This is a genomic window from Halioglobus japonicus (genome assembly GCF_001983995.1).
In the GTDB taxonomy this organism is placed as follows: domain Bacteria; phylum Pseudomonadota; class Gammaproteobacteria; order Pseudomonadales; family Halieaceae; genus Halioglobus; species Halioglobus japonicus.
The window spans coordinates 956852-978892 of the sequence record NZ_CP019450.1 but is presented as its reverse complement, the minus strand read 5'-3'; the positions used below and the strand labels follow the sequence as shown (position 1 = coordinate 978892).

Annotated in this window: 21 protein-coding genes; 5 read left to right on the top strand and 16 right to left on the bottom strand. The window is 59.2% G+C overall.

Annotation, left to right across the window (positions count from 1 at the left end; translation table 11 throughout):
• Positions 1-10: 10 nt before the first annotated feature.
• The 3 genes from bfr to BST95_RS04655 all read right to left on the bottom strand — a co-directional run bounded on the left by bfr (position 11) and on the right by BST95_RS04655 (position 2590).
• Positions 11-484 carry a bacterioferritin gene (gene bfr, locus BST95_RS04665; RefSeq protein ID WP_084198353.1) on the bottom strand — a complete coding sequence of 158 codons (474 nt, stop codon included), beginning with the start codon at positions 482-484 and terminating at the stop codon, positions 11-13.
• Positions 485-635: 151 nt separating this feature from the next.
• Complete coding sequence (locus tag BST95_RS04660; protein WP_084198352.1) at positions 636-1181, bottom strand: lipid-binding SYLF domain-containing protein; 546 nt, start codon at positions 1179-1181, stop codon at positions 636-638.
• Positions 1178-2590, bottom strand: coding sequence for a MipA/OmpV family protein (locus BST95_RS04655; RefSeq protein WP_084198351.1), 1413 nt, complete (start codon positions 2588-2590; stop codon positions 1178-1180). Before BST95_RS04655 ends, BST95_RS04660 begins: the two co-directional genes overlap by 4 nt.
• Before the next feature lie 148 nt (positions 2591-2738).
• On the opposite strand from BST95_RS04655, the gene BST95_RS04650 reads away from it, so the two are divergent.
• Positions 2739-3323 (top strand): nuclear transport factor 2 family protein, encoded by a 585-nt coding sequence (locus BST95_RS04650; RefSeq protein ID WP_084198350.1) that lies wholly within the window; start codon positions 2739-2741, stop codon positions 3321-3323.
• A gap of 66 nt (positions 3324-3389) precedes the next feature.
• Positions 3390-5057, top strand: a complete 1668-nt coding sequence (locus BST95_RS04645) for a hypothetical protein (protein ID WP_084198349.1) — start codon at positions 3390-3392, stop codon at positions 5055-5057.
• On the opposite strand, the gene BST95_RS04640 is transcribed toward BST95_RS04645, so the two are convergent.
• A complete protein-coding gene (locus tag BST95_RS04640; RefSeq protein WP_157114452.1) occupies positions 5054-6097 on the bottom strand; it encodes a SagB/ThcOx family dehydrogenase in 1044 nt (347 codons plus the stop codon). The genes BST95_RS04645 and BST95_RS04640 overlap by 4 nt on opposite strands.
• A gap of 137 nt (positions 6098-6234) precedes the next feature.
• On the opposite strand from BST95_RS04640, the gene BST95_RS04635 reads away from it, so the two are divergent.
• Positions 6235-6969, top strand: coding sequence for a hypothetical protein (locus BST95_RS04635; RefSeq protein WP_084198347.1), 735 nt, complete (start codon positions 6235-6237; stop codon positions 6967-6969).
• A 119-nt stretch (positions 6970-7088) separates the two neighbouring features.
• Here BST95_RS04635 and BST95_RS04630 read toward each other — a convergent pair whose 3' ends face one another.
• The 6 genes from BST95_RS04630 to BST95_RS04610 form a co-directional block, all read right to left on the bottom strand.
• Positions 7089-7577: an alpha/beta hydrolase family protein gene (locus tag BST95_RS04630; RefSeq protein ID WP_240500261.1), complete on the bottom strand. Its 489-nt coding sequence runs from the start codon at positions 7575-7577 to the stop codon at positions 7089-7091.
• On the bottom strand, positions 7553-9295 hold the full coding sequence (locus BST95_RS04625) for a S9 family peptidase (protein WP_169843853.1): 1743 nt from the start codon (positions 9293-9295) through the stop codon (positions 7553-7555). Before BST95_RS04625 ends, BST95_RS04630 begins: the two co-directional genes overlap by 25 nt.
• A complete protein-coding gene (locus tag BST95_RS04620; RefSeq protein ID WP_084201044.1) occupies positions 9292-10089 on the bottom strand; it encodes an SAM-dependent methyltransferase in 798 nt (265 codons plus the stop codon). Before BST95_RS04620 ends, BST95_RS04625 begins: the two co-directional genes overlap by 4 nt.
• Positions 10086-10271 carry a hypothetical protein gene (locus BST95_RS19615; protein WP_066049011.1) on the bottom strand — a complete coding sequence of 62 codons (186 nt, stop codon included), beginning with the start codon at positions 10269-10271 and terminating at the stop codon, positions 10086-10088. The genes BST95_RS04620 and BST95_RS19615 overlap by 4 nt, the downstream gene beginning before the upstream one ends.
• A gap of 90 nt (positions 10272-10361) precedes the next feature.
• Positions 10362-11462 carry an MBL fold metallo-hydrolase gene (locus BST95_RS04615; RefSeq protein WP_229801758.1) on the bottom strand — a complete coding sequence of 367 codons (1101 nt, stop codon included), beginning with the start codon at positions 11460-11462 and terminating at the stop codon, positions 10362-10364.
• Positions 11462-12379 (bottom strand): oxidoreductase, encoded by a 918-nt coding sequence (locus BST95_RS04610; protein WP_084198343.1) that lies wholly within the window; start codon positions 12377-12379, stop codon positions 11462-11464. Before BST95_RS04610 ends, BST95_RS04615 begins: the two co-directional genes overlap by 1 nt.
• 95 nt (positions 12380-12474) lie before the next feature.
• Between BST95_RS04610 and BST95_RS04605 the strand changes: the two genes are divergently transcribed.
• Positions 12475-13095: a TetR/AcrR family transcriptional regulator gene (locus tag BST95_RS04605; RefSeq protein ID WP_084198342.1), complete on the top strand. Its 621-nt coding sequence runs from the start codon at positions 12475-12477 to the stop codon at positions 13093-13095.
• A 1-nt stretch (position 13096) separates the two neighbouring features.
• Here BST95_RS04605 and BST95_RS04600 read toward each other — a convergent pair whose 3' ends face one another.
• A complete protein-coding gene (locus BST95_RS04600) occupies positions 13097-14662 on the bottom strand; it encodes a SulP family inorganic anion transporter (RefSeq protein ID WP_084198341.1) in 1566 nt (521 codons plus the stop codon).
• Positions 14663-14890: 228 nt separating this feature from the next.
• Here BST95_RS04600 and BST95_RS04595 point away from each other — a divergent pair, with 228 nt between their 5' ends.
• Positions 14891-15454 carry an NnrU family protein gene (locus BST95_RS04595; RefSeq protein WP_084198340.1) on the top strand — a complete coding sequence of 188 codons (564 nt, stop codon included), beginning with the start codon at positions 14891-14893 and terminating at the stop codon, positions 15452-15454.
• Positions 15455-15466: 12 nt separating this feature from the next.
• On the opposite strand, the gene BST95_RS20860 is transcribed toward BST95_RS04595, so the two are convergent.
• The 5 genes from BST95_RS20860 to BST95_RS04570 are packed head-to-tail and all read right to left on the bottom strand — an operon-like array spanning position 15467 to position 22023.
• Positions 15467-16345, bottom strand: a complete 879-nt coding sequence (locus BST95_RS20860) for a tetratricopeptide repeat protein (protein ID WP_276205930.1) — start codon at positions 16343-16345, stop codon at positions 15467-15469.
• Positions 16240-16899 (bottom strand): M48 family metalloprotease, encoded by a 660-nt coding sequence (locus tag BST95_RS20330; protein ID WP_084198338.1) that lies wholly within the window; start codon positions 16897-16899, stop codon positions 16240-16242. Before BST95_RS20330 ends, BST95_RS20860 begins: the two co-directional genes overlap by 106 nt.
• Positions 16900-16913: 14 nt before the next feature.
• A complete protein-coding gene (locus tag BST95_RS04580; RefSeq protein WP_084198337.1) occupies positions 16914-19499 on the bottom strand; it encodes an AsmA family protein in 2586 nt (861 codons plus the stop codon).
• Positions 19496-21106 carry a glycerol-3-phosphate dehydrogenase/oxidase gene (locus BST95_RS04575; RefSeq protein ID WP_084198336.1) on the bottom strand — a complete coding sequence of 537 codons (1611 nt, stop codon included), beginning with the start codon at positions 21104-21106 and terminating at the stop codon, positions 19496-19498. Before BST95_RS04575 ends, BST95_RS04580 begins: the two co-directional genes overlap by 4 nt.
• A gap of 29 nt (positions 21107-21135) precedes the next feature.
• Positions 21136-22023 (bottom strand): LysR family transcriptional regulator, encoded by an 888-nt coding sequence (locus BST95_RS04570; protein WP_084198335.1) that lies wholly within the window; start codon positions 22021-22023, stop codon positions 21136-21138.
• Positions 22024-22041 lie beyond the last annotated feature (18 nt).

The window sequence follows — 22041 nt, the reverse complement described above, 5'->3', positions numbered from 1 at the left end:
TCAATCTCCCTCAGTCGTCCGACATTTTTGCTTGCAGGTAATTCTGGATACCTGAGTTTTCAATCAGGTATTGCTGTGCTTCGATCCAGTCGACGTGCCCTTCCTCATAGCCGAGGATGTCTTCCAGCACGTCGCGGCTGACGTAGTCCTGGCTGTCTTCACAGAAAGCGATGGCTTCGCGCAGCAACGTGAGCTGCTCCATCTGGAAATCCATATCGCACTTGAGCATCTCCTCGGTGTGCTCGCCAATCCGAATCTTTTCCAGGTGCTGCAGGTTGGGCAGGCCCTCGAGAAACAGAATGCGCTCAATGAGATCATCCGCCTGCTTCATATCCTTGATGGATTTTTTGTAGGCCTTCTCATTCAGCTCCTCCAGGCCCCAGTTGCGAAACATGCGGGCGTGCAGGAAATACTGGTTGATGGACGTCAGCTCCAGGGTAAGCACCCTGTTGAGGTAAGCGATGACCTCGGCATTGCCTTTCATAGTGATCTCCAGATAACAAAATGCCGACTCAAGAGCCGGCGGTTACGTTTGATGGAGAAAGTGTAGACCCGAATGACGGATACGTCAATTTTTCCTTATAAATCAATCACTTGAGATTGACAATAAGAAAGATTCGCATTGCTTTTACGCTTTATGGCGTCGCTGCGTCCGACGACAGCGGAAAGTAATCGTAGCGCTGGGTGCCCACACTGGCCTCCAGTAACAAACCGCCCCTTACCTCGACAAACATAGCCACGTCCGGGTTGTATCCCGGTGTCACTGCCCTGCCCCAGGTGGCGGCAGCCGCATTGGCCTGGCCGGTAAACTCAAACCGGCCCCGTTTGAACTCATTCAACACGTCGGCGGTGCGAAAGAACAGAATCTTGCGATCAGACTGCACGCCAAGGTTTGGGCCAACAAAGGCCTCAACCATAAGCGCTCTCCCGGTCAACTCGCCGCCCTCGAACAACCAGCCATTGCCAAAGGCGCCGCCGAATCCGCTGCCGGCTCGCCAGTTGCCGGGAAACACAGCGTAGGCCACTGCCTCGTCAAAAAACCGCGTCAGCTCTTCACGGGATTGAAAGGCTGTAATCGCCGCCTCGGTAGCGGCGGCGCGCTCCTCGTCGTAGACCATCGGCTGCGTAACGCATCCAGACAGGGCCAGGGCCAGTAACCACATGCGCAAAATCAATGTCATCGCTTGCACTCCAGGTGGCCGGTAAGTACGTCCGATCCGCCATCAACATTGCCGAGGATATCCACCCTGGCGAAAATACCCGAGCGATGCACAATCGTGAGGCCGCTGTAACAGTCGCGCCACCAGCCGCGATCGCCAAACAAATTGCGCAACGGGAAATCCAGGGTCGCCTCGAGATAGTTCAGGAAATGGGAACTGTTCTTGCCGCGCTTTTCCTGCTTGCTCTGCTCCACCGCGGGAATCTTGTCCGCATAGGAAAATCCGTAGCCGAAGCCGTAGCGAAATAGCTCACGATTACTCCAGGGGGAATATCCGGTGCCCATGAGCATCAGATAGGGATTTATCTCCCAGAAGTCCTCTTGGTAATCCTTCTCGAGGCGCCGGTTCAGTGACACCCGCCCCCATACATCCAGGCGCTTGCCGTTCAGTGCCAGTTTGCTCAGCGTCAGCCCCGCTAGATAGGTCTCGACATTATCGTTCTGTTTGATCGCACCGCGGTGAACCGCATGGAAGGTATGCTCTGCGGTGTAACCGGCGTTTGCGCGCCAGCTCCACTCGCCGGCGCGCTCCGGGTCACGTCTGCCCGCCTGGTCATCCTCGATCAGGTTACCCCAGGCATAGGCCAGGCCAATCATCGCACTGGTGGTATAGTCATCGCCCACCAGTGGAGAGTCCTGCACCTCCTCATCCAGCGCATCGACAGCAACATTGGCAAACAGCCGCAGGCGTTTCGACCAGCGATAGGTGGTGTTAACGCCTGCGCGCCAGATTGTCGACGACCCCGGCTGGTAAACCGGCAGGTCTTCGCGGGCCTCGGCGGGTGTCACACCGTAATAGTATTCGGTCAGGCTGCGATCCCAGTGCACATAGCTGGCAAAGGGCGAAACCGTCCAGCGATCGCTGAACCAATTGTAACGATAAGTGAGATCGAACTCTTCACCATTGTGGTGATCGAGGGTGTCCTGCAACCAGGTAACGGTGACCTTACCCCAGTCACCGCGCACACTGGCGCGCAAGCCGCCATCCAGGCTTTGCTCACGCTCCTCCACGCCTTCATAGTAGTCATTGCGCTCGGGCTCCAGCCGGTCAAAGCGGTAGGCAATAAGCGCATCTGCACTGAATGTGCCATCGTCAAACAGGTGTACACCGGCCGTACTACCGTGCGCGAACAGGTATTTTCCCTCATAGTAATAAAACGGCAGGATGTCGGAATTTTCTTCCGTTTCCTTGGAGGAAATGTCGTCGATATATCGGTAAGGGCTATCGCCGAAGCGCCAGCCAAAACCCAGGCCCAGGGTACCCGCGGAAATATCGCCGGTGGCGATTTCGGTCACGGGATTAATTGCATGGACAGGCATACATGCAACCGCCATCAATAGCGACAGCCCGTATCGAAAAATGCCTGGCATGAATCTCCCCTGAAGCTCCGGGCGCCATGCTAACACTCCCAAACTCGGCGTTCCATCTGGTTGACTGTATCAAGGCTTTTGACCGCTAAAGACAACCAGCCAGCCCACAGGCGCCGCTATACTCAGGGGCAACAACGGAGGACCCGCCATGAGCGACGAAAGACAACTGCTGAACAAAGACACCATGGGTATTGCCGATGGCATCCCGCTGGAGGCCTCCACCGGTGGCGTGGAAGAGCTGCGCAAGGACATCCAGCGCCTCATGGATATGGAGGCAATTCGTCAGCTCAAGCACGCCTATTTCCGCTGCATTGATACCGCCAACCTGGCTGAGCTTGCGACCTTGCTGCACCGCGATCTTGTGGTGGACTTCAAGGGAGGCAATTATCACTGGCAGTTCGACAACAGGGATGCCTATATTGAGAGCATTGGCGGCGCATTCAGCAAGCAGGCCATTACCCAGCACCACGGCCACCATCCGGAAATCCAGATGCTGTCAGAGACCGAAGCCACCGGTATCTGGTACCTGGAAGACAAGTTCTGGGTAATGAACCTCGGCTTTTACACTACCGGCACGCTGCTCTACTGGGATCGCTATGTCAAAGAAGATGGGCGCTGGCAGATTCGCGAAACCCGGTACGAGCGACTCTATGAATTTGCAGAGCAGCTGGACGAACCGCCCGCTCCGTCTTCGCACTACCTCGGCACGCACGGCGGCGAGCCCCAATACTGAATTTGCCGCGTGACACATTGGCAACAATCTGGCTTATAATTTGATCAGATTTTCAGTTTCCCATCGATGATGTCATTTTTTTCACCGCGGGAGGGGCAGTCCCGCACCCTCACATTTGTGCTTCTGGTGCTACTTATGGTGGCACTCGGGCTTTTGGTCGCGGATCGATTAACCCCCGCAGGCACGCTGGCTTCGATCTCCGCAGGAACATCCAGTAACGAAAGCAACGCCACCGAAGAGTCTATTGCCGTATTGCCCTTTGCGGCCCTAAGCAATGCCGAGGCAGACGCCTACTTCGGCGAGGGCCTGGCGGAAGAGTTACTCAATTCGCTGGCAAAACTGCCACGCCTGCAGGTGGCCGCGCGCACGTCTGCCTTTGCCATCGCTGAGCAGGATCTGGATTTGCGGGAAATGGGTCGGCAGTTGGGGGTGAACCATGTACTGGAGGGGTCGCTGCGGCGCTCGGGAAATCGTCTGCGGGTGACCGCACAGTTGATTCGCGTCAGCGATGGCTTCCACCTGTGGTCGGAAACCTATGAAAACGAATCGGAAGATATTTTTCAGGTTCAGGATGAGATCGTCCGTCAAATTTCCCACGTATTACAGATTCGGCTCGGCGTTGGCGGGGGCGAGGGCCGTGCCGCAGCCAATGAGGTTCACCCCCAGGCCTATGAAGACTATTTGCGCGGCCTCGACTACTGGTGGACTCGCGATCAGGCCGGGCACCGGCAGGCAGCCATTGAGAAGTTCATGATGGTGACTGAGCAGGACCAGGACTTTGCCGATGGCTGGGCGGCCTACGCCATGGCCCTGGCCCTGAGCGGCAGAAGCTTTGCGCCTCACTTCCCCGCGGGCACCTACATCGACTCCGTGGAAGACGCCTTTAACCGGGCATTGGAACTCGACCCGCGCAGCCACCGCGCCCTGGCGGCACTGGTGTACTGGCACACCAACCGCGCCATCGACATGCCCCGGGCTTACGAATACCTCAAGCGGGCCGAAGCCGCAGAAGTGTCCAATGGCTTCACCTATTACACCGCCTCTCAGTACTACTTTGCGGTAGGCGATGAAGCCCTCACCATGCGCTCCATCCGCCAGGCCTCATTGGCCGACCCGTTGAACCACACCTACAGCCGCCACGAATTTCTGTATGCGGCCGCATTCGGCGACTACCGCTACAAGGATCTGCTCCTGACGGAAGTGGCTTCCTGTACCGCATCCGACTGTAGCCCCAACCAGTGGGTTATCGCCTATAGCGCTGCTCTGGCAGCTCTGCATGCCGCAGATGAACAGGAGATTCAGCGCGCCCGCGACACCCTCATCGAGGTCTACAGTGCCCTCGGCTCCGCAGGCTTCGCCACCGCCCACCAGGAATACCTGATCGCTTACATGGACCGGGTACTGGGGCAGGATTCAGGTCAGGCATTCTGGGAGAAAGCGGACTTCTCAGATCGCGAGGTGAGCACCCTGTTCACGCTGGATGCCGCCATCCTCGCCCGCGTCGGACGACTCGATGAAGCCCTTGACCTGCTGGAACGCATTGCCGAGGGCGAGCGCTTCTTTGCCAACCGCAGCCTACCCTACGTGCTGTCAGAGGGCGGCCTCGAAATGCCTGAGGATATTCGCCGCCATCCGCGCTATCACGCGATCTGGGCGCGGCCCGGCATGCCGGCCATCGAGTTGGCCCGGCGCTCCAACGGCACCACGGCGGGACTACCCCTGCCTATTCTCTAGACCGACTCAACGCCCCGCGGTTCGAAGGGCGTAAACTGGGTGCGCTCAAACGCCTGCGGGTCGCCATGGCCGACAAACACCGCATATACCAGCGCCTGGCGAACCCTGTTCAAACCCAGCAACTGCCGCGCAACACTGTCGGATACCGCCCCGGTGGGCGCGGCATCGAGCCCGAGTTCGGTGGCAGCCAGCAACATATTCTGGGCGATATGCCCGGCCTCCATCAGCACAACGCGATACGCATTGGGATGGGGGTACTTCCAACTGCTGCGCTCGAAATTTGCGACGAGTAAAATGGCGAACGCTGCGGTCTCCGTCCAATCCTGCTGGGCGAATAGCGCCGTGGTATCCACCGCCAGATGCGGCGCGACCAGCCCCAGCGAGTGATCAAGCGCACTGTAGTGGTAAATACCGGGCTGCAGCCCTTCGACATTGCGCACATACACGTAGGCCTCGTAGGGATTGCGAGCCCCACCCGAAGGCGTCATCGTCAGCGGTAGATGCGGATCTTCACCGGGAATCTGGGTATCCAGAAATCCCGTCACGCCCATGCCTGCATAGAGACAATCTCGCAGTGCATTGGCAGTGACCGGCTCTGGGAGGAAAGTGCGCACACTGCGCCGCGCCTTCATTGTCGCGAGCAGGCCGCCTTCGACTTCAGGCAGGGCCATCGGCGCAACATGCTCGAGGCCTTCATTACTGGTGAACTGGGGAATTGCTGGCTGGGTGGCGGCGATATGATGCATCCACTGGGCGGATTGATCCTGGTCGAGCCACGGTGGATCCTGAATACCGAAATGGTACAGACCCGCCGTCGTATCCCAGGCCCAGGCAGCCTCATATTCCATGTCCAGTTGCGCGGCCTCGGTGTGCTCCATTACCAGCAGGCCGTGCTCTGTCATACCATGTAGATAGGCATCAACGGTTGCCGGGGGCGTGGCCGGATATAGCGCATGCAGACCCTGCGGCAACTGCCAATCGTCGGTGCGAGACAGCAACTCCAGCGTGAAGCCGTCTACCGGCATGGGCTGCTGATACATAAAGTTGCGCACCACTGGGCTTGCCCGGCAAAAGTCACTACCAGGGATCTGGCCCTGCGAATACGTACCACCGATCAGGACTCCAGGGTCAGGGGCTGCCGTCAGCCGACGCCATAAACGGACTGGCCGGAGATGCCATGAACGGGCTCGCAGGCGATGCCATAAATGGACTAGCCGGAGACGCCATAAACGGACTCGCGGGCGACGCCATAAACGGACTTGCCGGAGACGCCATGAACGGACTCGCAGGCGATGCCATAAATGGACTAGCCGGAGACGCCATGAACGGGCTCGCAGGCGATGCCATAAATGGACTAGCCGGAGACGCCATAAACGGACTCGCGGGCGACGCCATAAACGGACTTGCCGGAGACGCCATGAACGGGCTCGCGGGCGACGCCATAAACGGGCTGGCCGGAGACGCCATGAACGGACTCGCGGGCGACGCCATAAACGGACTTGCCGGAGACGCCATGAATGGGCTCGCGGGCGACGCCATGAACGGACTTGCCGGAGACGCCATGAATGGGCTCGCGGGCGACGCCATGAACGGACTTGCCGGAGACGCCATAAATGGACTGGCAGGCGAGGCCATGAACGGACTTGCCGGAGACGCCATGAATGGACTGGCAGGCGAGGCCATGAACGGACTCGCGGGCGAGGCCATAAATGGGCTGGCGGGGACACCCGGGGCGCCCGGCTGCATGGCACCACCTGAAGCGACCAGCATCGATTGCTGGGCTATCACAGCCAGGTCAACGTCGGTCAATTCACTGGTATCGGTTTCTTTCCAGGCTTTCTGGGTGGCGTCCAGATACACCTTCAGTGATTTGCGGGCCTGCTCACGCACCGACTCCAGGTACGCGTCATAGGCCTCGCGGAACGGATCCATAGGGCTTGTATCTTCTTTCTTTGTTGATTTCTTCTGTGCCATTTTCAGAACCTCGAAGGGTTAACGATTAATTATCAGCTGCCACACCCGCCCGCCGGGCTACAGCTTCTCTTCAAAAAAGTCAGTGATGCGCGTCCACAGTCGGGCCGGGCTCTGGCCCATACCAAAGAACGACATATGCTCCTGCTTCGGATAAAGCATCATCTGGAAACGCTTGCCGTCCTGAATCAATTGATTAACCAGTTGTATTGAGTGCTGCAGATGCACATTCGGGTCGGCCGCACCATGCATTAGCAATAAATCGCCGTCCAACCGATCACCATACTGGGGAATCGCGGTTTCGGTGTAGCCCGACTCGTTGCAGGCAGGAAGGTTCATATAGCGTTCCGTGTACACACAATCGTATTCGCGCCAGTCTGTCACCGGGGCATAAACGGCACCCGTACTGTATGCACCTTCCGTGCGCAGCATCGCATTCAGCGTCATAAAGCCGCCGAAACTGCCACCGATAATGCCGATCCGATCGGGGTCTACCCAGGGCAGGCTTTTGAGGTAATCCACGCCTACCAGCTGGTCTTGCAGCTCCACATGACCCAACTGCTGATAAATCGGCGTTTCCCAGTCGTGCCCGCGGGGGCTGCGTTAGAGCCACGATTATCAAGTGAAAACACGCCATAGCCATTCTGCGCCATCATCTGCAGCCACAACTCGGGCACCGGGCGCCAATAGTTCATGACGTTGCGCGCCAGGCCAAAGCCACCGGGCAGCGGGCCACCGTAGATATACACAATGACAGGGTATTGCTTGCCCTTTTCAATGTTCGCCGGCTCCAGCAATTTCGCCTGCAGCGGCATATCGTCGGAGGGGATGCCCAATTGCGCGGCGGGCAGGCTGAAAAATTCGAACTCGCGCAAGCCATAGTCGGCCAGTGCCTCGCAGGCATTGGCTTCAACCACAGCCAGCGCCTTGCCCTCAATGTCACGCAAGTCGAGCCGGGGCGGGCGCACTGCGGTGGAATTGATATCGGCAAAGAAGCGAAAATCCGGCGAGATATGTCCGAAATGCGATTCCCCCGCGGCGGTAAGCTGTTCGGCACCCAGCACGCGGTAGCTGCCTTTTTTCTCGGCGAAACGCACCCGCTTCACCTGCGCTTCGGTGTAGGGGTCAGGCCACACCACGTAATAAACAGCGCTGCCGGCCTCATCCAGCTGATTGACAGCAACACTGGCCTCAGGCCCGTCGGTGAGCTGAAGTAGCTCATTGCCGTCAATATCGTACAGGTACAGATAGCGATAGCTGTCGCGCTCAGATGACCACAGGAAACGTCTGGAATCAGAGAAGAAGCGCAGGTCATCGGCTACATTCACCCAGTAGGGATCGGTCTCCGTGAGAATAGTCCAGGTCACCCCGGTCAGACTGTCGGCAATCACAAGGTCGAGGCGTTTGTGGTCCCGGCTTAACATCTGCAGGGCGAGATGGCGCGAGTCAGGCAGCCACATAACACGCGCCAGGTAGTCACCCGCCCAGGCCCGGGTGTTAATATAACGATACCCTTCAGGGCCCAGTACTTTCAGGGCCATCAGCGGAATATTGTCACCGGGCTGCGGGAAACGCTCCGGGCGATTCTGTCCATCAGAGGACATGAGGTCGGCATACCAGAACATTGGCACACCGCTTTCGTCGGTTTCCAGAATGGCAATCTGACTGGCATCCGGCGACCACCAGTGGCCCATGCCTGAAAGCACATCGCCCATGGTGTCTGGCGTCGCTGAACGATATCGCTCACTGCTGCCGGTGGTCAGCGGAATCTCCCAGCCAGTGGCCAGGTCCCTCATATACAGGTCCCAACCCAAGCAGTAACTGACGTAACGGCCATCCGGAGAGACGCAGGTGTCTCGAATACTGGCGCCGGCCCGGCTAACGGGCACGAGCAGATCAGACGCCAGGTGCAGAACACAAGGTGCTGCACCGGCTTCCACGACAAGAATTCGTTCACCGTCGGGGAACCAGGTATAGGATTGATAGCCCGCCGCCTGCACCCGGCGGTGCCAGCCCTCGCTGCGGGCATTATGGGCCGCGGCCTGGTCCGCGTGTATGCAGACACCCGGTGCTTCCAGCCGGCAGTAGTCGAAGAGCACCCGGTGCGTGTCAGCAGCCGGATCATAGCCTACCAGTTCGGTACCGCTATCAGCTTCACGGAGATAAGTGAGCAACGACCCGTCCGGGCTCCAGCTAATATCGTCGATGGCGTAGCCGCTGAGGTTGGGTTGGTCGTAGATACGATCAACGGTCAAGTGTTTGCTCATGCCGTTACCTGGGTCTGCATGCCCAGTTCCCATTGCACCTGCGTATCCGGCTGGGGTTTGGCCAGCGGGGGGATGTACATGGTGGCGTTGGGCGTGGGCGAACTATGGGGTAGCTGGCACAGGGGGCCTGTGCCGATGATAGGGTCCACGCCGGCAAACTGCGGCGCTTCATAGAGCGTCACCGGGTGATTGGGGCCGTAATAGGCCATCAGCTTCTGGGTCAGGCGCTCCAACCCGACCAGCGGATAATGGTGCGTCTCGTAGGTGAGCACACCCACGCCGCCGATCTGCCACAAAATCAGGTGACAGGCCGGATCAATGGCGCGCAGATTCAGCAGAAAGTCGGTGGCCTCGTAGGATATACAGCCCCCGAATTCATCCACACCCAGGTCGGCATACAGACAATCGGCTGCGGACACTGCCGGCAGCATTTTTGCACTGTAGCCTTCCGCCCGGGCCTTGCGCACGGCCTCATGCGTTGACATGGCCAAGACACCTGGATGGCCGTAGACTGCCATACAGACGCGCAGGCCCTGGCGCAGATAGTTCATAGTGCGCTCGACGATATCCGCGTAGGTATCCAGCCGCAGTTTGTCCGAGCCATAAAGATCCATCAACGACTCTGCGCCGTCCGGATTGAGGGAGCGAATCACTTCCTCCGCCACCGGGTCAGCGGTGATATACAGCACTTTATCTGCAGCTCGAATCCAGGCAATGGTCTCAATCGTGAGTTGGCCAGTCGCACGAATGCCCGTGCCGACCACAATGAGCTGTTCGTTATTAATGTCAGTCACGGGGTAGGTTCACCCCGCAGGCTGGTGTAAATCAGATTCTGGTCGCGGCTCAGTAGTATTGCCACGTCATCGGCGGACAGCCCGGCCCGCTCGGCGGCGCCGCGCGGGTCCAGGACAAATTCACTGTACAGGTCTGGCTGGGTGGCCACGGCCACCAGGTAGGACTTCAAATCGGTGCTCAAGCTGTCCCCTCACTCCCTATGCTTGTTCTTTTTTGTGGGCACTCGTAAAGAGCTACCCACAAGCTAGTGCAAGGGAGCGTGTGACGCAAGCTATCCGGCGGGTTCTGCGCCCATATTTACAGATTCAATTGAGGCAGTTTCGGTTTGTGTCGCTACTGTTCGCCACCAGGCGTGTCCGGGGGATGGCTCTAGCACCGACACAGGCGCACCAATCACCGGGGTCAGCACGTTCACATTGTGCTCCTCCCCCAACGCCGTCGCCCGTTCCATTGGTTCATACCAGGGATGAAACGCGAGGTCGAAAGTACTGTTGTGAATGGGCAACATAGCCTTGCCGCGCAGATCGAGGTGCGCCTGTAAGCCCTGCTCCGGCAGCATATGTACGCTGGCCCACAGTTTGTTATAGGCGCCGGTTTCGATCATCGTGATATCAAAGGGGCCGAGCCGCTCGCCGATTTCACGGAAGCCGTCGAAGTAGCCCGTGTCGCCACTGAAGAACAGCTTCGCGCTCGCACCTTCAATCACCCAACTCGCCCACAGCGTCTTGTTGCCATCGGTCAAGCCCCGACCCGAGAAATGCTGGGCAGGCGTTGCTGTCAGAGTCAGTCCTTCCAGCTCGAGGCTCTGCCACCAGTTCAGCTCGTGGATGCGCGTAGCGTCGATGCCCCAACGTCGCAGATGGGCGCCCACGCCCACCGGCACTACGAAATTTTCCACCTGAGCCGCAAGGCGCTTCACCGATCCCTTGTCGAGATGGTCGTAGTGGTCGTGACTGATGACCACGGCGTGAATGCGCGGCAGCTCTTGGAAGTCGATCGGCACTGGGTGGAACCGGCGCGGGCCAGCCCACTGCACCGGCGATGCACGCTTACTGAACACCGGGTCAGTGAGCACATACTGATCGCCGAGCTTAATCAGTACCGAAGAGTGGCCCAATCGATACAGCATCGGCCCGTACGCAGCCTCGAGGTCGGCGCGATGCAGTCGCTGCAGCGGTACCTCCGTCTTGGGCCGCTTATCAATTTGTTCTGTTGTAAACCGCGCTTTAATAATTTCCCACATTGCCATCTCTCTCGGACCAGCCTCGTTCTCAAATTTTCCATCCGCCCTGGGAGCGTTGCTTTCCAGCGTCGCCTGGGCAGCCATTGCAATCACAGCCACGACCAGCAGCATTAACCTGATGGCGCGCACTACAGCGTCCAACTCATGTCAGTCAGCGCTTCACTGCGCTGCCAGAGCTCAGCGGCAGACTGTTCATCACGACCGCGCCCTGCGATGCGCGCAGTGCCCACGGGCCCAATGGAGTCCATAAGCTTCACGGGGCCATAGTAACCGCCGTTCTCGGCCTCCTCGCCAGCCACCGCCAGCACAGTCGGAATGGCGCCTTTGTAGGCTGACTGGGCCCAGACTTTGTTTAGCACACCATAAAGCCCGACCAGAAAACCTTCCGGCCCGGTGCTCTGTAGGTTAGTTGCCGAATAACCGGGGTGACAGGCGTTGGCCATCACCGAGCTACCCGCGGCCGCAAGCTTGCGCGCCAATTCCTGGGCGAACAACATATTAGCCAGCTTACTCTGACCGTAGGCTTTGGTTGCGTCGTAGCGTTGCTCGAGCATCAGGTCATCGAAATGCATCTCACCAAATTTGTGCGCGATACTGCTGACCACGGTAATCCTGCCTGCGGCTTTCTCTACCAGATCAAACAGCAGGCCAGCCAAGAGGAAGTGACCCAGGTGGTTGGTACCCAGCTGCAATTCAAACCCATCCTCGGTCCGCGTGTCTGGGGTTTGCATAATCCCCGCATTATTGACCAGACCGTCCAGCGCATCCCAGCGCGAGCGTATTTCATCCGCCGCAGCGCGCACTGAAGCCTGCGATGACAGATCCAGTGCCACGGTGTCCACCGCGCCGGCGCCGGCAGCGGCGATTTCGCTCGCCGCCTCCTCCGCCTTGTCAGGATTGCGACAGGCGATCACGATATCGGCTCCGGCAGCTGCCATTATTTTGGCGGCCTCCAGGCCGATGCCGGAATTGCCGCCGGTGATGAGATAGCGCTTACCCGCCAGGGAAGGCAGCCGATCGGGGGTCCAGTTTCTAACCTTTGCCATGCCGTACTCCAATCAACATTTCATACAACAAGTAAACTACACGGTGTAGTTTAGTGTGGAATTTGAAAGTGTCCCTTTAGTGCAATTTTCGCAGCATGAACTCCGCGGAACCCAAGCTCACTCTTACCCAGCGCAAGCGCCTGGACATTCTGGCGGCCGCCCGCACTGAATTTCTGGAAACCGGTTTCCGCGACACCAGCATTGACCGGGCGGCAGAGCGGGCCCAGGTCAGTAAACGCAGCCTATACAACCACTTCGCCAGCAAAGAAGCGCTATTCGGCGCCATTGCCGAGCAGTTTGTCGCAGAACTGCAACAGGCTATTTATGTGGAGTACGATCCGGCACTACCGCTGGATGAACAACTGCGGGATATTGCCGAACGGGAAGTGGCCCACGTCACTGACGACGACTACGTGGCGGTCTTTCAGATGTTTTTCTCAGAGTCGGAAAGTTTGCGGGACATTATTGACGAGATGGCTGCCAGGGCCGGCGGCCATGACCCGATCGCCACCTGGATTAGCGCGGCGGCGGCGGATGGCAGGCTGGCGGTAGACGACCCCGCCTTTGCATCCGGGCAGTTTGTGGCACTGATCAAGGGGCCACTGTTCTGGCCACGGGTGGCAGGCTGCGGCCCTGCCCCCGGCCAGAAGGTAAAGGAAGCTGTGGTGAATGGCGCGGTAGAGATGTTCCTGGCGCGCTACGGCAAGCCAGCCTGAATCAGGCCAGCGCGTCCTCTGCAACAAAGTACTTGGGATCTTCAATCACGTTGACTTCAACCAGGGTGCCCGCCTTCTTGAGCAACTGCTTGCAGTCAGACGACAAGTGCACCAGGTGCAGCGTCTTACCGGCATTCAGATAGCGCTCAGCCAGCGTGTCGATGGCCTCCAGTCCGGAGTGATCACACACCCGCGACTCGGCAAAGTCGATGATGACGTCATCGTTGGCATCCGCGGGGTTGAACTGCTCCAGGAAAATCGTCACCGAACCAAAAAACAGCGGGCCACTGACGGCATAGACGGTTGAGCCCTTGTGGTCCTCGCGAGACTTCACCTGAATCTGCTTGGCGTGCTCCCAGGCAAATACCAGTGCCGATACGATCACACCGACGACGACTGCCACTGCCAGGTCAGTCACCACAGTCACACCGGACACCAGCACCAGCACCAGCGCGTCCGACTTGGGCACCTTGCGGATTACCCGGAAACTCGACCATTCAAAAGTGCCTATGACCACAATAAACATCACGCCAATCAGCGCAGCCAGCGGAATCTGTTCAATCAACGGCGACGCCACCAGAATAAAGGTGAGCAGGAACAGCGCAGCAGAAATACCGGACAGACGACCACGACCACCGGAGTTCACATTAATCATGCTCTGGCCGATCATGGCGCAGCCACCCATACCGCCGAAGAAGCCGGTGGCCACGTTGGCAACACCCTGGCCAACACACTCCTTATTGCCGCGACCGCGGGTCTCGGTAATCTCGTCCACCAGGCGCAGCGTCAGCAATGACTCGATCAGACCAATCGCCGCCAGAATGACCGAGTAAGGCAGAATAATCATGAAGGTTTCCCAGGTGAAGGGAACCGTCGGAATGTGGAAGGTTGGCAAGCCGCCCTTGATCGACGCCACATCACCCACCACCTTGGTGTCGAGGCTCAGGCCAATCACCAGCAGGCTCACGACAACAATCGCCGCCAGCGACGAAGGAATCGCCGTGGTCAGCTTGGGCAGGAAGTGAATGATTGCCATAGTGAGCGCCACCAGCCCACACAGCATGTACATCTGCTGACCTTCCAGCCAAGCTACATCGATAATCGTGCCTTCCATGAAGGTGCCGGTGAGCCAACCGGGCTCGCCTGGAGTGCCGAACTGGCCCAACTGCGCCAGGAAGATCACAATCGCCAGGCCATTCACAAAGCCCAGCATCACCGGGTGCGGCACCATACGGATAAACTTACCCAGGCGCAGGGCGCCAGCGGTAATCTGGATGATGCCCATGAGGACCACAGCGGCAAACAAATACTCAACGCCATGGTCGGCAACCAGTGCCACCATCACCACCGCCAGCGCACCGGTCGCGCCGGAGATCATGCCCGGACGGCCACCGATGCAGGCGGTGATAAGCCCCACCATAAAGGCCGCGTAGAGCCCGACCAGAGGCTCAACCCCTGCCACAAAGGCGAATGCCACGGCCTCCGGCACCAGGGCCAGGGCCACGGTCAGACCGGACAGCACGTCATTCTTGACGGTTGCTACTTTGCTGGGATGTAACTCAAACATCGCACTTCTCACCTGATTTTGGGGTTACGGTAACGGTCGGCGGAGTGGTTGTTATGCGCAGACAGAGAAAAGCGAGGCATTTTATGGAGATTGACCGACGTTAGCTACCACTATCAGTGGTGAAAAATCACACGCTCGGCACCCTCGTTAGGCCCACCCTAACCAGAGCCCCCATAGGCCCTGTCCTGGGTTACACTCTAGACCAATAATAAAAAAGGACGATTCGCTATGACACTGATACTCGTTGGTCTGCTGCTCTGGGCAGCGGTGCACTTCATTCCTTCCCTGGCCCCCGACCTGAAAACCAGCCTGAAAAACCGGCTCGGCGAGGGCGGTTATATGGGCCTGTTCAGCCTGGCGCTGGTGGCAGCACTGGTGCTTATGGTGTTCGGCTGGCGCTCGGTGGAGCAACCCACACACTACTACACGCTACCGCTCTGGACTCGCGATGCAGGGATGGGCCTGATACTCGTGGCGATGATCCTGTTCATGGCCTCCAAGCCACCCACCCGGATCCGCCGCATTATCCGCCACCCACAGCTGACCGGACTGATTGTCTGGGCCCTGGCACACCTGATGATGAATGGCGACAACCGCTCGGTGCTGCTGTTCAGCGGCCTGGCGGTGTGGGGCGCGCTGGAAATCCTGCTGATCAATCGCCGCGAGGGCGAGTGGGTTAAGCCGGAAGCGCCATCCTGGGGCAAGGAGATTGTGGTGGTGTTAATCGGCTGCGTTGCCTACGCCATCTTCGCATTTGCCCACCCGTGGCTGGCCGGCGTTGCCGTGTTCTGAGCGCCAGGCGGCTTAGAACTGCCCCAGGGCATGCCCCACCTGAATGAAGAAACCGCGGCGCTGGTTCAGCCGCTCTACTTCCACATCGTTGGGCGCCAGCTTTAACGCCAGGTCAATCTGTTCCAGCGCCGGTGGCATGGCGCCGTTGAGGAAGTAGTACTGGGCCCGTGACTGATGCACGCCGTAGACATTCCCCGCCAGGCCCTGCACTTCCGCCAGCCAATACCACAGGATCGCGTTTGTGGGCTTCACCTCGGCGTGTGCCGTCAGCAGCTCATCGGCTTCAGTGTAACGCCCCGCTTTGAAGTATGTTTTCGCCAGCTGGATGGTAATCGGATGATTCCCCGGCACCAATTCCAGCCCTCGCTGCAACGTGGCCACGGCATCTTCAAAACGCTCTTCTTGCAGAGCGATATCAGCGCCCGCCAGACCATAGGGAATGCTGCTGGGCTTGAATTCACGCATGGGCTTAAGGAGGGTCCGTGCTTCGGCTGTCTCACCATTGCGGGTCAGCGCCAACACCAACCCATACTGGGCCGCTACCGCTTCGGCACCGTGGCTCTCTTTGCGTTGCTTACGGAAGTGGGCCACCGCCTCGGCGGGGTCCTCAATCTGGGTCAGCGCCACTCGCGCCCGCATCAGGTGAAAGTCGGGGTTGTCCTGATACATGCGTCGCGGGTACTGGCCGGCGCGGTTGCGCGCATCGGCAATGCGCCGCTCGGTCAGCGGGTGAGTGAGCAGAAACTCTGGCGGGCGACTGCCGTATTTGCGCGACTCCGCCTGCATCACCTCGAACATTCCGGCCGTGGCGTTGGGATCGTAGCCCGCCGCCACCAGGTTTTGCATGCCGACCCGGTCCGCCTCCTGCTCGTGCTGGCGGCTGTAGCGCAATGACTCGCCCTGGGCTGCTGCCTGCGAGCCGGCCACCGCAGCAACGCCAACATCACTACCGCCCCTGCTGCGGCGGCCACCAGGCCTCCCAACATACCGAGCAGGGCTTTCTTTTGTGTCACCGCCGCATTCTCGCGGCTGCGCGAAAAGTGCCGCTGACTAAGGTGTGCCAATTCGTGCCCGAGCACGCTGGCTACCTGCGCCTCGTTCTCGGCCGCGAGCAACAAGCCGCCGTGTACGCCCACCACGCCTCCGGGCACAGCAAAGGCATTAATGGTGGCGTTGTCGACCATCACCACTTCCAGGCGGCGCTCACGCAACTGGCTGGTCTGGGCCAGGCGAAAAATCAGCTCTTCGATATAGTCCTGCAACAGCGGGTCTGCGAGCAACGGCGCCTGGCGCCGAAACTGCATCAGCCAGGCCCGGCCCAGCATATATTCCTGGTTGAGGGACACCGCGTTGCCCTCGCCGAAGTCGGGCAGGCCGTCCTGAGACTGTGCGGGGAGAGCAACCAACGCCGCAAACGCGGTGATAGAGAGCAGTAATTTTCGCATGGAGTTCCTTACGTTCAGGGGCGCCCGAATAGCTTGCGCAATTCTTCAGAGCCTTTGCTAGCCTGGCTGGACAATGCCTCACAGGGATTGGCAGCAGTGGCCACCCAGCGATCCCACATTCCCTCAGCCACGATCGACATGCCACCGGTCGCCATGGCCAGCCCACCGGAGATAACCACCCCCTTGGCGTTCACGCCTACCCGCGGGTGGGAGAAGTTGCCGCCCAGTTTCACATAGGGGGTGACGGCCTTGCTGGCGGAAATACCGACACCCTTACGGGCGCGGGTATTAAAGACCAGATTGAGCGCTTCAGTACCCAGATTAATCGTGCCACCGAGGCCGACATCCAGTTTGTGTGTTCGCAAGGCGATCCCGGGAGCAAGATTAATCACACCCTCTGCTATGGTCATGCTGCCCGCCTGGCACTCCACGTTGATGTAGGGCTCCTGGTGCGAGGTCGGATCGATGCGGCTGACAATTTCGCCAAACAAATCCCCCAGAATCAGATTCATGCCGGCATTGCTAAATCGCCCGCCAGTGCCCTTAAGCGCAAGCTGACCATCCAGCGCTGATGCCAGCTGCGCCAACGAGCCGCCTTCCGAGCTCAGCTGGGTGTGGTAGTGAATGCTGTTGTTGGGGCTGTCGTTACCGGTCAGCAACCACATCAGGGGCAGCCTGCGACTATCCAGGCTCAATTCAACGGCAGCGCCCTTTGCCGTCTCACGTAACGCTAACTGTGCCTTGCCCGCGGAAAATTCACCGCGCCATTCAAACTTCTCACTGGTGAGCGCTCCTTCCTTCATGACCAGCTTGAGCTCGCCGGAACTGCGAATGTTATCCGCGTAGCGTATCTCCTCAATGCGCAATTCCAGCTGACCTTCATAAGCGCTAAGCCAATTGAAATTCAACGGGGTATCGGGGATCATCCGGTCCGCCAGCTGTTTGTCGGTCAGGGCCTCAGAGTTACTGTAATTGTGCTCGGGAGCAGCGTCATTGTCTGCGATGGGCGCGGCCAGAAAGCGAAAATCAAGACGAGGCGCCACCAGCTTGGCCCTGATCTGGGCAGGCTGGCCCGGCGCATAAAACGCCTCACCGCGCAACTCACTGCTGCCCAGCTGAATGTCGAGGTCGCTCAGCTGCATCTCGCCCGAATCCGCCAGCGCCAGGCTCGCACTGAGCAGGTAGCTTTCGTCCGGGACCGGAGAATCCAAACCCAGCGACTCAAGCACGCGGTGGGCTCTTTTTCCCGTCGCTTTGACCTTTCCGGACAACGCCGGTTTTTCGCCGCTGAGATCGACATTGAAGTCTGCCCGCAATTGATTCTCACCGAACTCCATATCGACTTGATCCAGGGTGAGCACCGGCGCCTGCCACTCAGCTCTGGCGTCGATATCGTAGTGGGTATCTACCGGCACAGCTGGCAGCCAGGGCTGCAACAGCTGACCGAGGCGCTCACCACTGGCATTCAGCTGAGCCTGGGAGCCGGAAAAATCATCGGCCAGCACCCACTCCGCACTGCCACGTATTCGACCTTCACCGCTGTTGCCGGCGATATCCTGGAAGCGCAGGCGATCACCGCTTGAGGTCAGCCGCGTCTTCAGGGTCAAGGGTACTGGCGCGTCCAACTCGGGTGCCGGGGACAGTTCACGGAGATCGGGGCTGTTGGCTGATAGTGACAGCGCCATGCCCTGCAAGGTATTGAGATTACCGAGCGCACCCTCGGCCTCAATAACTGTCTGCCCTGCTTTGATGCTGCCCTGCCGCAGATGGAGGTTGTCGCCATTGCCGGTCAATTTCACCTGCAGGTGAACGGGCAGGCCAGCATCACTGTCGTCCGGCAGTGCCTGCCACTGACCACTGACATCGACACTCGCGTCCAGGCCGCTAAAGGCCAGCGGTTCGGCAAGCCGGGCCGTAGCATCCACCTGCCAGCCGGCGAGGTCACCACTTGCAGAGAGGATTGCCGCAGTGCCCTCTCGATCAAGATGACCGCTGAAATCGATCGACTGCCCCTGCGCAACACCGGAAAGGTGCACTCGAATACCGCCCTCGCCCTCCAACTGCCCTTCGAGCTTCGCTAGGACATCGCGCTCCGGGTCGCGGTAAATCACCTGACTATCGCGGATGTGCGCCTGGGCAAGATACACCGGCAACTGCACCGGCCCCTGCGCAGGCTCCGCCGGCTCATCAGACCCTAAATCCAACGCCCAGCTGGGCGACTCGCCTTCAGGCGCCAGCAAATTCGCCCGCAAACCGCTGACTTCAAGATCGCTGATCACAACGGGGCCATCAGACCACAGCGATGCCAGATCGAGATGGACACGCAGGCTATGTAATTGCAGCAGATACTGCTCCTCGGCCCAGGCGGGGTTGGCAATACTCAGGTCGCGCAACTCCACCCGGGTGTCGCGCCCGAGATGGAGGCCGGTGATTTCGCCGATACGTACCGCTCGCCCCAGTTGCTCGGCCACCAGCGCCTCCAATTTACGCGTGTCGTTCAGGTAGTGGTGAACCGCCCCTGCCAACAGGGCCAGTAACGCCAGCACCAGCAGTGCCAGCCCCGCCAGCCCCGCCAGCCACTTGCCCAGGGTACTACTCATTGGCCGGGCCCTTCGCGCAAGTACTCCTGCAAACGCTGTTCGGCCTGATCGCCGAACAGCAACTCACAGGCTTCACGCAGCCCCGGCGCTGATTCGATCTCATGCCAGCGCACCACCAGCTCAATCTTGGAGCGACGGCGCATGAAATCACTGAGCCGCGTAATCATCTCGCGCCGTGCGGCCAGTTCAATTTCGCAGCGGGTGTATTCTGCGTTTTCAATGAGCAACCGCGCGCAGGACTCGTCCTCGCGAATCCGTTCAAGCAGCCCAAAGGCCGCCGTACCGTAGCGACGCCAGAAGCGTTCTGACAGGGGCTCAGGTGAACTTGGATCGGTCAATGCATCCAGCTGCATCAGCCGGGCCTGCAACATGAATTCCGCTCGCTGACTGGCCGACGGTTCGCCGTACCAGCAATGCTCGGGATTGGGAATTCGCACTCCCAGCGCCTGAACCTGCTCGACGACTTCGTCACCCACATTGAGGCAGTCCGTGAGCTTGCCCCCAAAAATACTTAAGTGACGTGACTGGGTATTGGTTTCGATGACGTGTTTGCGCGACAGCTTCACCCAGTCTGCAACGCCGTCCTCGCCCTCAATCGCCAGGGGGCGCACACCGACGCGCTCGGCCACGACATCATCAAGCGACAGCTCCAGATCGAGCAGGGCATTCACATTGTCCAGCACGAACTGTCGATCCTCATCGGTAACCCCGACCTCAGGGTCGGCAACCTGTGTGTCGGTGGTACCAATGCAGGTTTTAGGGCCCATCGGAATGAGAAAGAAAAGGCGGCCATCACTGGCGAAAAACGTCAGCACGCGCTTGTTGTCGGTCACCCGGTCGACGATCAGGTGAATTCCCTTGGAGAACAAATGGTGATGGCGGGTCTGCTCGCCGGTCATCCGGTTGTGATCATCCACATAGGGACCACAGGCGTTAATCAGTACCCGGGAGCGGATCTGGAATTCCTTGCCGGTCATCGTATCCCGGGCGCTGGTAAACCACAGGTCTCCACCCTTGCGGTTGCCGAGGGACTCCACATAGTTCGCCGCAATACAGCCGTAGTTCAATGCTGTACGCACGAAGTTGAATACAAACCGGGCATCGTTGTCGTACAGGTAGCAATCGGAATACTCCAGCCCGCCAGCCGCGTTTTCTGTGTTAACCACAGGCTCTCGCGCCTCCAGTTGGCGCGCGGTGAAATAGCGCGGCGGCGCGGTCTTGCAACGCCCCATCAGCCAGTACAGCAAGGCGCCGAGATACACAAAGAACGACCAGAACCGGAAGCCCCGGGCGATGGTGGTAAAGAACCGGATTTCCTTGACCGTGGAAGGGTAGGCGCGCATCAACTCGTTGCGCGACTTGCACAGTTTGTTAACCAGCAGGTATTCGTGGCTCTCGAGGTATTTAATACCCCCCCAGGCGAGATTCGAAGAATTGGAGCTGACACCACTGGCAAAATCTTCGCGCTCAATCAGGGCGACTCTCACCCCGCGCCCTGCCAGGGCCGCCGCTGCCACCGCGCCGTTAATCCCACCGCCGATAATGAGCACGTCGTAGACCTGCTCAGTCAGTTTTTCCAGATTGGTATTGCGCAGCGTCGACGACATGGAATCACTCCGGATACAGAGCGAACACTCTACAAGCTCCAGCGGCGCTGGCAAAGCGCAATAAACTGTCGCGCAGCATCCGTTAGCTGTTTGCCCGTCCGGTAGTAAATACCTACCTGTTTATCGATGGTGCCGAAAGACACATCGTCGATGATATGGAAGTCGGCGCAATCCGGGTGCTCGGAGAGTAGCTGGCGGTCCACAAAGGCCACTCCCATACCCTGGCGCACCATATGCACCCGGAGCATCAGGCTGCTCACCTCCCACACGGTGCTGAACTGGTCGCGCAGGCGGGCAATAGATGGGCGCAGATCGGGACTGTCCAGTGCGGAGGTAATCAGGGGTGTCTGGCGAATGGCCTCGGCGTTGCCCTCCACCATGGCTTCGAAACGGGGATGACCAGGGCTGACGACCAGGTGCCGCGAGTCCGAGTACAAAGGCAGTGTTGCAAAAGCCTGCATATCTTTCTGAAAAGGGCCAAAGCCCAGTTCGACGTTACCCGCCAATACCGCGTAGATGATATTGCGCGCCGGCATCTCCGCCACCTGCAATCGGACCCGGGAGTTTTCGCGGTGAAAGCTGCTCATCAGCCCGGGGGCATGGAAGCGATTCACTGAGGCACTCAATGCCAGATTGAGGGTTTCAGCCTGGCCCGAGCGCAACTGGGCAATGTCCTCCAGGGTTTGCTGCTCACCGGTCAGCACCTCAAATGCATGGTCGAAAAGGCGCCGCCCGGCATCGGTGAGACGCAACTCTTTGCCGCGCTGGATTAGCGGCACACCCAACTTGCCCTCAAGTCCGGCCACCGCCTGGCTCACCGCCGACTGACTGATATGCAAAGCTTCGGCCGCCCGCCGAAAGCCGCCCTCTTCGATCACAGCACGAAACGCACGTAACTCACTGTTTTCCAAACGCATATAAGTTCACCTAATACT

What these genes read in the sequence shown, in the direction of transcription:
- BST95_RS04570 (WP_084198335.1), bottom strand. Translation starts at nt 22,023, where the DNA reads ATGCGTTTGGAAAACAGTGAGTTACGTGCGTTTCGTGCTGTGATCGAA.
- BST95_RS04645 (WP_084198349.1), top strand. Translation starts at nt 3,390, where the DNA reads ATGATGTCATTTTTTTCACCGCGGGAGGGGCAGTCCCGCACCCTCACA.
- bfr (WP_084198353.1), bottom strand. Translation starts at nt 484, where the DNA reads ATGAAAGGCAATGCCGAGGTCATCGCTTACCTCAACAGGGTGCTTACC.
- BST95_RS04625 (WP_169843853.1), bottom strand. Translation starts at nt 9,295, where the DNA reads ATGAGCAAACACTTGACCGTTGATCGTATCTACGACCAACCCAACCTC.
- BST95_RS04610 (WP_084198343.1), bottom strand. Translation starts at nt 12,379, where the DNA reads ATGGCAAAGGTTAGAAACTGGACCCCCGATCGGCTGCCTTCCCTGGCG.
- BST95_RS04655 (WP_084198351.1), bottom strand. Translation starts at nt 2,590, where the DNA reads ATGCCAGGCATTTTTCGATACGGGCTGTCGCTATTGATGGCGGTTGCA.
- BST95_RS04575 (WP_084198336.1), bottom strand. Translation starts at nt 21,106, where the DNA reads ATGTCGTCGACGCTGCGCAATACCAATCTGGAAAAACTGACTGAGCAG.
- BST95_RS04660 (WP_084198352.1), bottom strand. Translation starts at nt 1,181, where the DNA reads ATGACATTGATTTTGCGCATGTGGTTACTGGCCCTGGCCCTGTCTGGA.
- BST95_RS04650 (WP_084198350.1), top strand. Translation starts at nt 2,739, where the DNA reads ATGAGCGACGAAAGACAACTGCTGAACAAAGACACCATGGGTATTGCC.
- BST95_RS04580 (WP_084198337.1), bottom strand. Translation starts at nt 19,499, where the DNA reads ATGAGTAGTACCCTGGGCAAGTGGCTGGCGGGGCTGGCGGGGCTGGCA.
- BST95_RS04635 (WP_084198347.1), top strand. Translation starts at nt 6,235, where the DNA reads ATGAACGGGCTCGCAGGCGATGCCATAAATGGACTAGCCGGAGACGCC.
- BST95_RS04600 (WP_084198341.1), bottom strand. Translation starts at nt 14,662, where the DNA reads ATGTTTGAGTTACATCCCAGCAAAGTAGCAACCGTCAAGAATGACGTG.
- BST95_RS04595 (WP_084198340.1), top strand. Translation starts at nt 14,891, where the DNA reads ATGACACTGATACTCGTTGGTCTGCTGCTCTGGGCAGCGGTGCACTTC.
- BST95_RS04640 (WP_157114452.1), bottom strand. Translation starts at nt 6,097, where the DNA reads ATGTATCAGCAGCCCATGCCGGTAGACGGCTTCACGCTGGAGTTGCTG.
- BST95_RS04605 (WP_084198342.1), top strand. Translation starts at nt 12,475, where the DNA reads ATGAACTCCGCGGAACCCAAGCTCACTCTTACCCAGCGCAAGCGCCTG.
- BST95_RS20330 (WP_084198338.1), bottom strand. Translation starts at nt 16,899, where the DNA reads ATGCGAAAATTACTGCTCTCTATCACCGCGTTTGCGGCGTTGGTTGCT.